At 40.8% G+C, this 13,501-nt stretch carries 14 protein-coding genes; all 14 read left to right on the forward strand.

Features of this window, described 5'->3' with window-relative positions; translation table 11 throughout:
* The first annotated feature begins 162 nt into the window (after positions 1 to 162).
* The 14 genes from rimP (at position 163) to ACOSV2_RS03335 (ending at position 13,321) form a co-directional block, all read left to right on the forward strand.
* Positions 163 to 633 (forward strand): ribosome maturation factor RimP, encoded by a 471-nt coding sequence (gene rimP, locus ACOSV2_RS03270; RefSeq protein ID WP_428973896.1) that lies wholly within the window; start codon positions 163 to 165, stop codon positions 631 to 633.
* 35 nt (positions 634 to 668) lie between these two features.
* Positions 669 to 1,802 carry a transcription termination factor NusA gene (gene nusA / locus ACOSV2_RS03275; RefSeq protein WP_113968188.1) on the forward strand — a complete coding sequence of 378 codons (1,134 nt, stop codon included), beginning with the start codon at positions 669 to 671 and terminating at the stop codon, positions 1,800 to 1,802.
* Between the two features lie 12 nt (positions 1,803 to 1,814).
* Entirely contained in the window at positions 1,815 to 2,084 is a 270-nt protein-coding gene (rnpM, locus tag ACOSV2_RS03280) for an RNase P modulator RnpM (RefSeq protein ID WP_113968187.1), read from the forward strand.
* 10 nt (positions 2,085 to 2,094) lie between these two features.
* The gene (locus ACOSV2_RS03285) at positions 2,095 to 2,412 is read left to right on the forward strand and encodes a YlxQ family RNA-binding protein (protein WP_428973897.1); all 318 of its coding nucleotides are present in this window, start codon (positions 2,095 to 2,097) and stop codon (positions 2,410 to 2,412) included.
* Positions 2,413 to 2,416: 4 nt separating this feature from the next.
* Positions 2,417 to 4,591, forward strand: a complete 2,175-nt coding sequence (gene infB, locus ACOSV2_RS03290) for a translation initiation factor IF-2 (RefSeq protein WP_428973898.1) — start codon at positions 2,417 to 2,419, stop codon at positions 4,589 to 4,591.
* On the forward strand, positions 4,588 to 4,866 hold the full coding sequence (locus ACOSV2_RS03295; protein ID WP_149155542.1) for a DUF503 domain-containing protein: 279 nt from the start codon (positions 4,588 to 4,590) through the stop codon (positions 4,864 to 4,866). The genes infB and ACOSV2_RS03295 overlap by 4 nt, the downstream gene beginning before the upstream one ends.
* A 55-nt stretch (positions 4,867 to 4,921) precedes the next feature.
* Complete coding sequence (gene rbfA, locus ACOSV2_RS03300; protein ID WP_113968183.1) at positions 4,922 to 5,290, forward strand: 30S ribosome-binding factor RbfA; 369 nt, start codon at positions 4,922 to 4,924, stop codon at positions 5,288 to 5,290.
* Positions 5,291 to 5,390: 100 nt separating this feature from the next.
* Positions 5,391 to 6,299, forward strand: coding sequence for a tRNA pseudouridine(55) synthase TruB (gene truB, locus ACOSV2_RS03305; protein ID WP_428973899.1), 909 nt, complete (start codon positions 5,391 to 5,393; stop codon positions 6,297 to 6,299).
* Positions 6,300 to 6,318: 19 nt separating this feature from the next.
* Positions 6,319 to 7,263, forward strand: a complete 945-nt coding sequence (ribF, locus tag ACOSV2_RS03310; RefSeq protein ID WP_428973900.1) for a bifunctional riboflavin kinase/FAD synthetase — start codon at positions 6,319 to 6,321, stop codon at positions 7,261 to 7,263.
* 135 nt (positions 7,264 to 7,398) lie between these two features.
* Positions 7,399 to 7,668 (forward strand): 30S ribosomal protein S15, encoded by a 270-nt coding sequence (gene rpsO, locus ACOSV2_RS03315; protein ID WP_034760125.1) that lies wholly within the window; start codon positions 7,399 to 7,401, stop codon positions 7,666 to 7,668.
* 353 nt (positions 7,669 to 8,021) lie between these two features.
* A complete protein-coding gene (pnp, locus tag ACOSV2_RS03320; protein ID WP_428973901.1) occupies positions 8,022 to 10,145 on the forward strand; it encodes a polyribonucleotide nucleotidyltransferase in 2,124 nt (707 codons plus the stop codon).
* 260 nt (positions 10,146 to 10,405) lie between these two features.
* Complete coding sequence (locus ACOSV2_RS03325; RefSeq protein ID WP_428973902.1) at positions 10,406 to 11,410, forward strand: polysaccharide deacetylase family protein; 1,005 nt, start codon at positions 10,406 to 10,408, stop codon at positions 11,408 to 11,410.
* A 28-nt stretch (positions 11,411 to 11,438) separates the two neighbouring features.
* A complete protein-coding gene (locus ACOSV2_RS03330) occupies positions 11,439 to 12,680 on the forward strand; it encodes a M16 family metallopeptidase (protein ID WP_428973903.1) in 1,242 nt (413 codons plus the stop codon).
* 407 nt (positions 12,681 to 13,087) lie between these two features.
* The gene (locus ACOSV2_RS03335) at positions 13,088 to 13,321 is read left to right on the forward strand and encodes a YlmC/YmxH family sporulation protein (RefSeq protein WP_113968177.1); all 234 of its coding nucleotides are present in this window, start codon (positions 13,088 to 13,090) and stop codon (positions 13,319 to 13,321) included.
* Positions 13,322 to 13,501: the final 180 nt, after the last annotated feature.

The raw sequence follows: 13,501 nt of genomic DNA on the forward strand, positions 1-13,501 counted from the left end.
ATAAAAATGTTGATTATGGTATATTTTTATTGGAAATACTAAAGATAGCTCTAAAGGTAGAAGAGTGGGGTCGCACCCCACTCTTTCGTTATTACATGGAGATTTTTTGAACTATCATTTCTAGTCTTGGTGCAAGATTTTCATATAGACCAGGAGGTAAGTATGAGCAAAATAACAACACTTGTAGAAGAACTTGTTACACCAATCTTAGACGACATGTCATTAGAACTCATCGATATGGAATATGTGAAAGAAGGATCCAATTGGTTTCTTCGTGTATTTATCGACAAAGATTCAGGTGTTGACATTGAAGAATGCGGAATAGTAAGTGAAAGACTTAGTGAAAAGTTAGATGAAATTGACCCAATTACTCATAATTACTTTTTAGAAGTTTCTTCACCCGGAGCTGAACGTCCTTTAAAGAAAGAAAAGGACTTCGAGAAAGCCATCGGCAAAAACGTTTATGTGAAAACATATGAGCCGTTGAACGGTGAAAAGGCCTTCGAAGGCACACTTCTTTCCTATACTTCAGACCAATTAGCATTAGAAGTAACCATTAAGACTCGAAAAAAGAAGGTTGAAATTCCAACAGATAAGATAGCGATCGCACGATTAGCTGTTACATTTTCATAGGAACTAACCGCAATATAAAGGGGGATGAAACCACCATGAGCACTCAGTTATTAGATGCTCTTACTGTTTTAGAGAAAGAGAAAGGCATTGCAAGAGATGTCATCATTGAAGCAATTGAAGCTGCACTTGTGTCGGCTTACAAACGAAATTTCAACCAAGCACAAAATGTCCGTGTAGACCTTAACCTTGAAACGGGTACGATGAGAGTTTTCGCTCGTAAAGAAGTTGTAGACGAAGTATTTGATTCCCGCCTTGAGATTTCTGTCGAAGACGCCGGGGAAATTAACCCTAGCTACGAGGTTGGAGACGTTGTGGAGTTGGAAGTTACTCCAAAGGACTTTGGCCGTATCGCGGCACAAACAGCTAAACAGGTTGTTACCCAACGAGTAAGAGAAGCTGAAAGAGGAATTATCTATTCCGAATTTGTGGATCGCGAAGAAGATATCATGACAGGTATCGTTCAACGTCAGGACAACCGCTTTATCTATGTGGCACTTGGCAAGATTGAGGCGCTTTTACCAGTGAGCGAGCAGATGCCAAATGAAACATATAAACCTCATGATCGTATTAAAGTGTTTATTACAAAAGTTGAGAAGACGACAAAAGGTCCTCAAATCTTTGTTTCAAGAACACACCCCGGATTACTGAAGCGGTTATTTGAAATCGAAGTTCCTGAAATCTTTGATGGAACGGTAGAAATCAAATCTGTTGCACGTGAAGCCGGAGATCGCTCTAAAATCTCTGTTCATGCAGAAAATTCCGAAGTAGATCCCGTTGGAGCTTGCGTGGGAACCAAGGGTGCACGTGTACAGGCAATCGTAAACGAATTAAAAGGTGAAAAAATTGACATCGTTCAATGGTCAGAAGATCCTGTGACATTCGTAGCCAATGCTTTAAGTCCATCGAAAGTGCTGGATGTACAGGTGAATGAAGTTGATAAAGCGACAAGAGTAGTTGTTCCGGATTATCAACTTTCACTTGCAATAGGTAAACGTGGCCAAAATGCCCGTCTTGCAGCCAAATTGACAAACTGGAAGATTGATATCAAGAGTGAAACAGACGCTCGTGACCAGGGATTATATCCTCGAGAAGAGTCATTCCTTCCTCAAGATGAAGAGGAAGAGTATGATAACGAGCCTTTAAATATTGATTTTGATAATCAAGATTAAGAGGTGAGTCAGATGAGTGTAAATAAGAAGATCCCATTGCGTAAATGTGTGGCAACGGGTGAAATGAAACCGAAGAAAGAAATGATACGGATTGTCCGCTCGAAAGAAGGGGAGGTTTCCATCGATCCAACGGGTAAGAAGTCAGGGCGTGGAGCTTATCTTTCCAAGGATAAAGACATCATTTTACAAGCAAAAAAGAAAAATACATTAGCCAATCAATTACAAGCGAAAATAGATGAATCTCTTTACGATGAATTGATTAGCCTTGTGGAGAAGGAGTAACGTTTAGCGTATGAAACAAAATCGTTGGATGTCACTTTTAGGATTGGCGAATCGGGCACGTAAGATTATTTCAGGTGAAGAGCTTGTTATTAAAGAAGTTCGTAGTGGACGAGCAAAACTTGTCATTCTTTCCAAAGATGCTTCTGCTAATACGTACAAGAAAATCACGGACAAATGTAAATCCTACAATGTCCCGGTTAGCTTGGTGGAAAGCAGAAACGATTTGGGCCTGGCCATTGGAAAAGAAGCCAGGGTAGTGGTGGCTATAATGGATGCAGGCTTTGCCGGGAAATTATCCGAACTGCTCGATGAATCTCAGTGGGGGTGAACATATGAGCAAGATGCGTGTTTATGAATATGCAAAAAAATACAATGTTTCAAGCAAAGATGTTATCGGAAAATTAAAGCAACTGAATATTGAGGTATCAAACCATATGGCAACTATAGAAGACGACGCAGTAACTAAATTAGACGCGATGTACAAAGGGGATTCAGGCAGTCAGAAACCTAGCCAAAAGGATTCCAAGACAAATGCATCAAAGACAGATGAAGCTCCTAACAAGGAAAAAGTAAAATCAGCACCGAAAAGTCGTGAAGGAAAAAAACACGAACAACAGCACCAATCAAAGGAGAAGAAGGTCTTCAATAATAATAATAATAACAACAACAAAAACAAAAATAACAAACAAAACAGGCAAAATAAAAATTTCAAACAGGCTCCACAGCAACAGCCGCCTGCCAAGAAAAAAGAACTTCCTTCAAAAATTACGTTTTCAGATTCATTGACAGTTTCAGAGCTCGCGAAAAAGCTTCACAAAGAGCCGTCTGAAATCATTAAAAAGCTATTCATGCTTGGTGTCATGGCAACAATAAACCAAGAACTTGATAAAGAATCAATTGAGCTGATTGCAGGAGAATATGGAGTCGAAGTAGAGGAAGAGATCAAAGTAGATGCCACTGATCTTGAAGTATACTTCACTGAAGATACACAAGAACAAGTAGTAGAGCGTCCATCTGTTGTGACAATCATGGGTCACGTTGACCACGGTAAAACAACTCTGCTTGATTCCATCCGTAACACGAAAGTAACGGCAGGAGAAGCTGGAGGAATCACTCAGCATATCGGTGCTTATCAAGTAGAAGTCGATGAAAAGAAGATCACCTTCCTTGATACTCCTGGACATGCTGCCTTCACAACGATGCGTGCCCGCGGTGCTCAAGTAACCGACATTGCGATCATTGTTGTTGCTGCTGATGATGGGGTCATGCCTCAAACAGTCGAAGCAATCAACCATGCCAAAGCTGCTGAAGTTCCAATTATCATTGCCGTTAATAAAATGGACAAAGAAGCTGCGAATCCGGATCGTGTAATGCAAGAACTCACGGAATACGAACTGGTTCCTGAAGCATGGGGTGGAGATACAATCTTCGTACCACTATCTGCATTATCAGGAGAAGGAATCGATAATTTACTTGAAATGATCGTTCTTGTCAGTGAAGTGGAAGAGCTTAAAGCAAATCCGAATCGCCTTGCTCAAGGTACGGTAATTGAAGCACAATTAGACAAAGGCCGGGGATCTGTAGCGACTTTACTTGTTCAAAACGGGACATTAAAAGTTGGAGACCCTATCGTAGTAGGAAATACATTCGGACGTGTTCGTGCAATGGTCAATGACCTTGGTCGCCGTGTGAAAGAAGCGGGTCCATCTGCTCCTGTTGAAATCACAGGTTTAAATGATGTTCCTCAAGCAGGGGATCGTTTCGTTGTATTTGAAGATGAGAAAACGGCTCGTTCCGTTGGTGAATCTCGTGCTTCTCAAGCTCTGCAAGCTCAGAGGGGAGAGAAGTCCAAAGTAAGCCTTGAGAACCTGTTCGAACAAATGAAACAAGGTGAAATGAAGGATCTCAACCTTGTTCTTAAAGCGGACGTTCAAGGTTCGGTAGAAGCTCTTGCCGCTTCATTGCTGAAAATTGAAGTTGAAGGTGTAAATATCCGTATCATCCACACTGGTGTGGGAGCGATTAACGAATCAGATATTACACTGGCAGCAGCGTCCAACGCCATTGTTATAGGCTTTAATGTTCGTCCTGATGTAAATGCGAAACGTACGGCTGATGCTGAAGGAGTAGAAATTCGATTACACCGCATTATCTATAAGGTAATGGAGGAAATTGAAGCTGCTATGAAAGGGATGCTGGACCCTGAATTCGAAGAAAAAATCATTGGTCAAGCAGAAGTTCGTCAAACATTTAAAGTGTCTAAAGTTGGTACTATTGCGGGAAGCTATGTAACAGAAGGTAAAATTTCTCGCGACAGCGGCGTTCGTCTAATTCGTGATGGAATTGTTATCTTTGAAGGTGAACTGGATGCCCTTAAACGTTTTAAGGATGACGCTAAAGACGTAGCCAAAGGTTACGAATGTGGTATTACGATTAAAAACTTTAACGATGTGAAAGAGGGCGACGTAATCGAAGCCTTCATCATGGAGGAAATTACACGTAAATGATCACATATGTTGAATGTGAGTGCATGATTTATGATTCTCACTCTTTAAAAGAAAAGCGGGCGGTCCTGCAGAGGGTCTTGTCACGCCTAAAACAAAAATTTAATGTATCTGTCTCTGAAATCGGACACCAGGATGTATGGCAACGAACCAGGATTGCCATCGTCACCGTCGCTTCTTCCAAAGGAGCCAGTGAAAGAGAAATAGAGCATGCATTGAAATTCATTGATTCTTTTCCGGAGTGGGAGAGACTGGAGACCCAAATCGAGTCGTTATAGAGAGTTGCTTATGTTCCAACATATAACCATTAACGATATATAAGAGGTGATATTGATGAGCCATCGTGCGAATCGTGTTAGCGAGCAAATGAAGAAAGAGCTCAGCGATATTATCGGACGAAAAATAAAGGACCCACGCATTGGCTTTGTGACAGTTACAGACGTGCAGGTAACTGGTGATTTACAACAGGCAAAAGTGTATATTACCGTTCTAGGTGGAGAAGACCAAAGAGAAAACACGCTTAAAGGTCTGGCGAAGGCAAAAGGGTTCATCCGTTCTGAAGTAGGACAGCGAATCCGTCTGCGCAAAACACCTGAAATTATTTTTGAGTTTGATGAATCGATTGATTATGGTAACCATATTGAAACTTTATTAAGAAAAGTTCAAGATGAACCAGAAGAGTCTAAAGACACAGATGAGTAACTAGAAAGGGCTGATCCGGAAGGAATGACAATTCCAATGGATTAGTCCTTTTGTTTTCTAATTGTTGTATTATAGAAGAAATAATAGTGGAGGTATTAACATGAATGGAATCCTGCCCCTATGGAAGCCCCGTGGCATGACGTCACATGATTGTGTATTTAAATTAAGGAAGCTCCTTAGGACGAAAAAGGTGGGCCATACAGGCACGCTTGACCCTGAAGTATCTGGTGTACTTCCAATTTGTATTGGAAGAGCGACGAAGATAGCAGAGTATATTACAGCATCGGGAAAAACCTATGAAGGGGAAGTCACTCTCGGTTTCTCGACTACGACAGAAGATGCTTGGGGTGAACCTGTTGTAGAGAAGGCGTTGGACCGTACGATTACCAGAGCGGAGGTTGATGAGATTCTCAGAAGTTTAACCGGCGATATTACGCAAACCCCTCCAATGTATTCAGCGGTAAAGGTAAACGGTAAACGGTTATATGAGTATGCAAGACAAGGTATTGAAGTTGATAGACCATCAAGAACCGTTCGTATCCATAAGCTTCAACTACTGGAGGATTGGGATGAGTTAGACAGCAAAAATCCCGCTTTCTCATTCGAAGTGGCTTGTGGCAAAGGGACTTATGTGAGAACCCTTGCTGTTGAAATTGGGAATAGACTTGGATATCCAGCTCATATGTCAGCCCTTACCCGTACACAATCAGCCTGTTTTAGGAAAGAGGACTGTTTTACCTTAGAAGATGTGAAAGAGTTCGTTGATAATGGGAATCTACAAGGACTTATTCTCCCACTGGAAATGGGGCTTTCTCATTTGCCGAAAATGGCAATTAATGATACATTAGCAGAGAAAGTGAAGAATGGAGCACGCTTGGAAGAGCCTGAGGATTGGCCGGAAACGAGTGAAGTAGTGATGGAGTATCATGGCAAGGTTATAGCCATTTATCGCCGTCACCCGGACAAGCCAGGGGTGATCAAGCCTGTCAAAGTGCTTTTCAACGACTAGTGAAAAAAGGTGAAATACTGTGAAAGTGATAACTGTACATCATCCACATTCAATTAGTAAGAATGATTTTCCATCCCTTGTTTTGGCTCTAGGGTACTTCGATGGGGTGCATAGAGGACATCAGAGGGTGATCAAGGCAGCAGTAGAAAAAGCGAAGGAGCTCAAAGCTTGTAGTGCGGTGATGACATTTGATCCTCATCCTTCAGTTGTATTAGGTCATAAGCACAAGCATATACACTACATAACGCCTCTGGAAGACAAGAAAGAAATTATAGAGGAACTGGGTGTGGATTATTTATTTATTGTCAGATTCACATCAGAATTTGCAAGTCTGATCCCTCAGGACTTCGTTGATCAATACATCATTGGGCTCAATGCACTGCATGTAGTAGCAGGCTTCGATTACTCATATGGACGTTTAGGAAAAGGGACGATGGAAACACTTCCATTCCATTCACGCGATATGTTTACTTCTACTACAATTTCGAAACTTACAGACGATAACTCCAAAGTAAGTTCGACGTTCATAAGAGAATGCCTTAAAGAAGGCGACGTAAAGAAGGTTCGTCAGCTCCTGGGCAGGCCGTTTAAGATGAAAGGGACAGTCATACACGGGGATAAGCGAGGCAGGAAAATTGGCTTTCCTACTGCCAATATTGAGTTGGCCTACGACTATCTTACTCCTAAAGTGGGAGTGTATGCTGTTAGAATGAAAATTCATGATAAATGGTTCGATGGTGTATGCAATATCGGTTATAAGCCTACTTTTAAAAATCCTGACGAATATTCTCTATCAATCGAAGTTCACATTTTTGATTTTCATGCATCAATATATGGCGAAGAAGTGTATATCGAATGGTATGAAAGAATTAGAGATGAACAGAAGTTTTCGGGGATAGAGGAATTAATCTCGCAAATTCAGAAAGATAAAGACAAAGCAATCCACTACTTTTCGGGAATTTGAGGTTTATACTTGATTTTTGTTGAAAAGAGTAGTATTCTAAATAGCGTATGAAATGAACCTTTGCTTGGCATCACGATTCACCAACGGCTGCTCAGTAACAGGGGATTTGAAAGAAATTATTAGGAGGTGAAAAGGATGGCTATCACTAAAGAGCGTAAAAACGAACTTATCAGTGAATACAAAGTACATGAGAACGATACTGGATCTCCAGAAGTTCAAATTGCTGTCCTAACTGAAGAAATTAACAACCTGAACGATCACTTACGCGTTCACAAGAAAGACCACCACTCTCGTCGCGGTCTTCTGAAAATGGTAGGTCACCGTCGTAATCTATTATCTTACCTACGTAAGAAAGATGTACAACGCTACCGTGAGTTAATCAACAAATTAGGTTTACGTCGATAAACAGACAAAGGAAGCGGGATTATGTCCCGCTTTTTCTTTAGTTTTGATAAGTGGGAATCTTTGTATGATCCCCCACTTATTTTTAAAAAATTTTATCACGAAAAGTATTCAATTATATAGTTTTTGTCTAAAATACATAATATGTACATAAGAGTTAATTCGAGTCCTTAATGCGAGTAAATAGAACTTTCCATTGAGAGAACATGCTATATTTACATAGTTCCTTATGTTATTCATCCAAACGAATATAACGGCACAAATGTGCATGATATAGAATAGTTTATTTACAATATTTATCCGGGTTGGGTACAGGCCGAACCCTTTAGTGATATATAAAGAGAGGGGCACACTTTATGGAACAAACTAAACAAATCTTTTCCATTGAATGGGCAGGAAGAGAATTAACGGTCGAAGTAGGCCAATTTGCCAAACAAGCCAATGGAGCGGTAATGGTACGCTACGGAGATACTGCGGTATTAAGTAGTGCAACAGCTTCAAAAGAGCCAAAACCATTAGATTTCTTCCCACTTACTGTGAATTATGAAGAAAGATTATATGCTGTTGGTAAAATCCCAGGAGGATTTATTAAACGTGAAGGACGCCCAAGTGAAAAAGCGATCCTGGCAAGCCGTTTAATCGACCGTCCTATCCGTCCATTGTTCGCAGATGGATTCCGTAATGAAGTACAAGTAATCAGTATAGTGATGAGTGTAGACCAAAACTGTTCATCTGAAATGGCAGCTATGTTCGGATCTTCACTGGCACTTTCTGTTTCTGATATCCCATTTGAGGGTCCGATTGCTGGAGTTATAGTTGGTCTGATTGATGGTGAATTTATTATTAACCCATCAGTGGAGCAGCTGGAGAAAAGTGAGATTCATTTATCTGTTGCCGGTACGAAAGATGCCATCAACATGGTTGAAGCAGGTGCAGATGAAGTACCGGAAGAGACAATGCTTGAGGCAATCATGTTTGGTCATGAAGAAATAAAGCGCTTAGTCGCTTTCCAAGAGGACATTGTTGCTAAAGTCGGTAAAGAAAAATCAGAAATTCAACTTGTTGAACTTGATCAAGCCGTTGAAGCGGAGGTTCGTTCAATATGTGAAACCGAACTGATCCCTGCGATTCAAGTTCAGGAAAAACATGCCCGTGAAGAAGCAATTAAAGCGGTTAAGAAAAAAGTGATGGCTGTTTATGAAGAAGAGAAGGAAGCCGATGAAGCTACACTGAAGCAAGTGAAAAAGGTATTAGACAAGCTTGTGAAAAATGAAGTTCGTCGCCTGATTACGGAAGATAAAGTCCGTCCTGATGGCCGTAAAGTCGATGAGATTCGTCCACTTTCTTCCGAGGTTGGTTTATTACCAAGAACACATGGTTCAGGACTGTTCACACGTGGGCAAACTCAAGCACTAAGCATTTGTACATTAGGTGCTTTAGGAGATGTCCAAGTTCTTGATGGTCTAGGAATTGAGGAATCAAAACGATTCATGCATCATTACAATTTCCCTCAATTCAGTGTAGGGGAAACGGGCCCGATCAGAGGACCAGGTCGTCGTGAAATCGGACATGGAGCACTGGGAGAAAAAGCCTTGGATCCGATTATTCCAAACGAGAAAGACTTCCCGTATACAATCCGCCTTGTTTCCGAAGTACTTGAATCAAATGGTTCAACTTCCCAAGCAAGTATCTGTGCAAGTACATTAGCGATGATGGATGCCGGTGTTCCTATTAAAGCACCTGTAGCAGGAATCGCCATGGGTCTGATCAAATCTGGTGAAAACTATTCCATCTTAACGGATATTCAAGGGATGGAAGATCACCTGGGTGACATGGACTTTAAAGTAGCCGGGACTTCTAAAGGTGTAACCGCTCTTCAAATGGATATCAAAATTGATGGGCTATCCCGAGAAATTCTTGAAGAAGCACTTCAACAAGCGAAAAAAGGAAGAATGCAGATCCTTGATAGCATGTTAGCAACAATCGGTGAAGCAAGAACCAGCCTTTCTCAATATGCACCGAAAATTTTAACCATGCATATTAACCCTGATAAGATCCGTGATGTTATTGGACCAAGTGGTAAACAAATCAATAAAATCATCGACGAAACAGGCGTTAAAATTGATATTGAGCAAGACGGAACAATCTTCATTTCTTCTACTGATGAAGAGATGAACAAAGTTGCTAAGAAAACAATTGAAGATATAGTAAGAGAAGTTGAAGCTGGACAAATGTACCTCGGGAAAGTAAAACGAATTGAAAAATTCGGTGCATTTGTAGAAATCTTCAGCGGTAAAGATGGACTGGTCCACATTTCTGAACTTGCAGAAGAGCGTATTCGCAAAGTTGAAGATGTGGTAGCGATCGGCGATGAGATCCTTGTTAAGGTTCTTGACATTGATAACCAGGGTAGAGTCAACTTGTCTAGAAAAGCCGTTCTTAAAGAGCAGCGTGAAAAAGAAGAACAAAACCAGGCATAATCTTTTGAGATTGGCAGGCTGTCCTGTAAGGAGCAAACTCTCCTCCGGGACGGCTTTTTTTATCTTTACAAATGGAACGAATATCATCCAGCTACGGGGCTTAGAGGCTCGAGGTCATAAGTCAAAGGTATCAAAAAGGCAAAAAGCGCCTTTCCGATACCTTCGTCTTATGCTTGTCGCCTCTGGGCAAAGCCCCTTCGCTTTTGTTCTACCTTTTCCTTTACTAACATATGTTTTTAGGAGAAGGAAGGTGGACAGGTATGGAAAGAAAATACTTGATTGGAATTAGTCTAATTGCTATTCTGACTTTAGTTGTAGTTGAAAATCCATTATCAGATCAGTATGTGACAGGACTAAAACAAGAATCGTTAGAAGTGAATGGAGTAAGCGAACCCAATGATCTAACCCGAAAAATAAAAGAAGAAGCAAAATTGAGGGAAGTCCCAGCTCAAGATGCTGTAATAGATACAGTTTGGAAAGCTACACCAGGATATAATGGTTTGAAAGTGGATGTAGAAGCGTCTCTTCAAAATATGAAAAAACAAAAATCTTTCGATGAAGATAAACTGATCTACAAGCAAATCCCTCCTGAAAAGCACTTACCTGATTTACCTGCTTCCCCTGTTTACCGAGGGAATCCGGATAAACCAATGGTCTCCTTTATTATCAATGTAGCATGGGGAAATGAATATATCCCGGATATGCTTGCAACTTTGAAAAAACACCAAGTATATGCTACGTTCTTTTTAGAGGGGAGATGGGTGAAAAATAACCCGGACTTAGCGAAGATGATCGTAGATGCAGGGCATGAAGTGGGAAATCATTCATATTCTCACCCTGATATGAAAACATTGGAGTCAGCAAAAGTAAGAGAAGAATTGAAAAAGACGAATGAAATAATTGAAGTGACCACAGGGGAGAAAGTGAAGTGGTTTGCTCCACCAAGCGGTAGCTACCGGGAGGAAGTCATAAATATTGCAGACGAAATGCATTTGAGAACGATCATGTGGAGTGTGGATACGATTGATTGGCAAAAACCACAACCAAGCGTGTTAATCGAGCGTGTAATGAGAAAGATGCACAAGGGAGCTATTGTACTGATGCACCCGACAGCTTCTACGGCCAATTCGTTAAACATGTTGATTCTTCAAATAAAAGAAAAAAATTTAAGACTTGGTACGATCTCAAGCTTGGTTAAAGAAGAGAGAATCGTGGAAGACGTCGATAATTCGTCAGAACAGGGAAATAGTAATAAGAAGCAGTAAGTTTGCATCATGAATAGGAGGAAATTTCTTGATAAAGAAATATACATGCCAAAATGGACTAACAATCGTGCTGGAGGAAATACCTCACGTTCGTTCTGTAGCGATTGGGGTCTGGATTGGAACCGGCTCACGCAATGAAACGGAACAAAACAACGGGATATCCCACTTTTTGGAACATATGTTTTTCAAAGGAACAAAAACGAAAACGGCCCGTGAAATAGCAGAGTCCTTTGACAGCATCGGCGGACAGGTCAATGCATTTACTTCAAAGGAATACACCTGCTATTATGCAAAAGTATTGGACAATCATGCGGATTATGCATTACATACACTTTCTGATATGTTCTTTAACTCTACCTATGTAGAAGACGAATTGAATAAAGAAAAAAATGTAGTGTATGAAGAGATTAAAATGTATGAAGATACCCCGGATGATATCGTTCATGACTTACTAAGCAAGGCGATCTATGAAGAGCATCCACTTGGCTATCCGATTCTAGGAACGGAAGAAACACTGAACTCATTCAATCAAGCTAAATTGAAAGAGTACATGCATGACATGTACACCCCGGATCAAGTAGTGGTGTCTGTAGCAGGAAATGTGGATGAAACTTTTATCAAAGAAGTCGAGAAGCTATTCGGATCTTATGAAGGTGGTAAAGGACCTGAGGACCGTGTGAAGCCTGCCTTTCACAACAATAAGCTTGCCCGGAAAAAAGATACAGAACAAGCCCATTTATGCTTAGGATTTGACGGTCTGCAAATCGGGCATCCGGACATCTATAACCTGATCGTATTAAACAACGTGTTAGGTGGCAGTATGTCATCCCGTCTGTTTCAAGAGGTTCGCGAACAAAGAGGACTTGCGTATTCCGTGTTTTCTTATCATTCCGCATATGAAGATAGCGGGATGGTTACCATTTATGGAGGGACAGGAGCCAATCAGTTAGATCAATTATTTGATACGATCGATAGCACCCTGCAAGCACTGAAAGATGATGGTATTACGTCTAAAGAATTACTAAACAGCAAAGAGCAATTAAAGGGTAACCTTATGCTGAGTTTAGAAAGTACGAATAGCCGGATGAGTCGAAACGGGAAAAATGAGCTGCTACTAAAACGCCACCGTACGCTGGATGAGATTGTCGAAGAAATCGACGGCGTTACGATGGACAAGGTAAATCAGTTAGCCCTTGACATCTTTAAAGATGATTATGCTATATCCCTCATCAGTCCGGATGGGAATCTCCCTCAAAATATGAGGAAATAACAGGAAAAAGCAGACTGCTTAAGTCTGCTTTTTTTTTGAACGATCTTTTCTCAAAGATTGTTGCTTTTTAACATAAGCTCTGCAAGGCTCTGTCAAATATTTAGCTGGACAGGTGAGACCCCACAGGCGAAGCAGAGCAGGCTCACCGCCATTGTATTTATTGATTTGTTTCAAGGATACATGCTCAGTAAGTTGATTGCAGCGGAAGGATGATGGACTCCTGCGGGAACCACGCGGAAAGCGAGCAAATCAAATATTACTTTCTTCTCTAAAATAACAACAAGCTTTACGAAAAGAGTTTTTTTGAATGAATCCTCACATCGGATGGAAATAACGAAGAATTTCTTCTAAAAAAAGTGGACAGTGTATACATTGTAATACAGAGCTTTTTTAGGGAGGAAACCTTCATGAGATTAAGCGAGTTAAGCGGAAAAGAAATAGTCGATTATAAAAAAGCAGAACGTCTTGGAATTCTTGGGCAAACCGATCTTGAATTCAATGATAAGTCTGGAAGCATAAATGCGCTTATCATTCCGACCGGTAAATGGCTGCGAAAGCAAGGCGGGGAAATCCGGGTACCTTGGCATCAAATCAGAACAATCGGAGCGGATATGATCATTCTGGAAGTATCGAATGAATAACGAAATAGAACATCAATTGAAACGGGGCCACCCCGTTTTTTTATTTGGCCTTGCAATTAAATAAGATGTCCCTCTCGAAAACGCTGGAAGGAGTCAGTGAAATAGGAAGATACATATAGTACCATCTGAATGAAATTTGTCTACGACTATTATCCCGTCCTGTCCTCTTACATCCGCTCC

Source organism: Rossellomorea sp. DUT-2 (genome assembly GCF_052665285.1).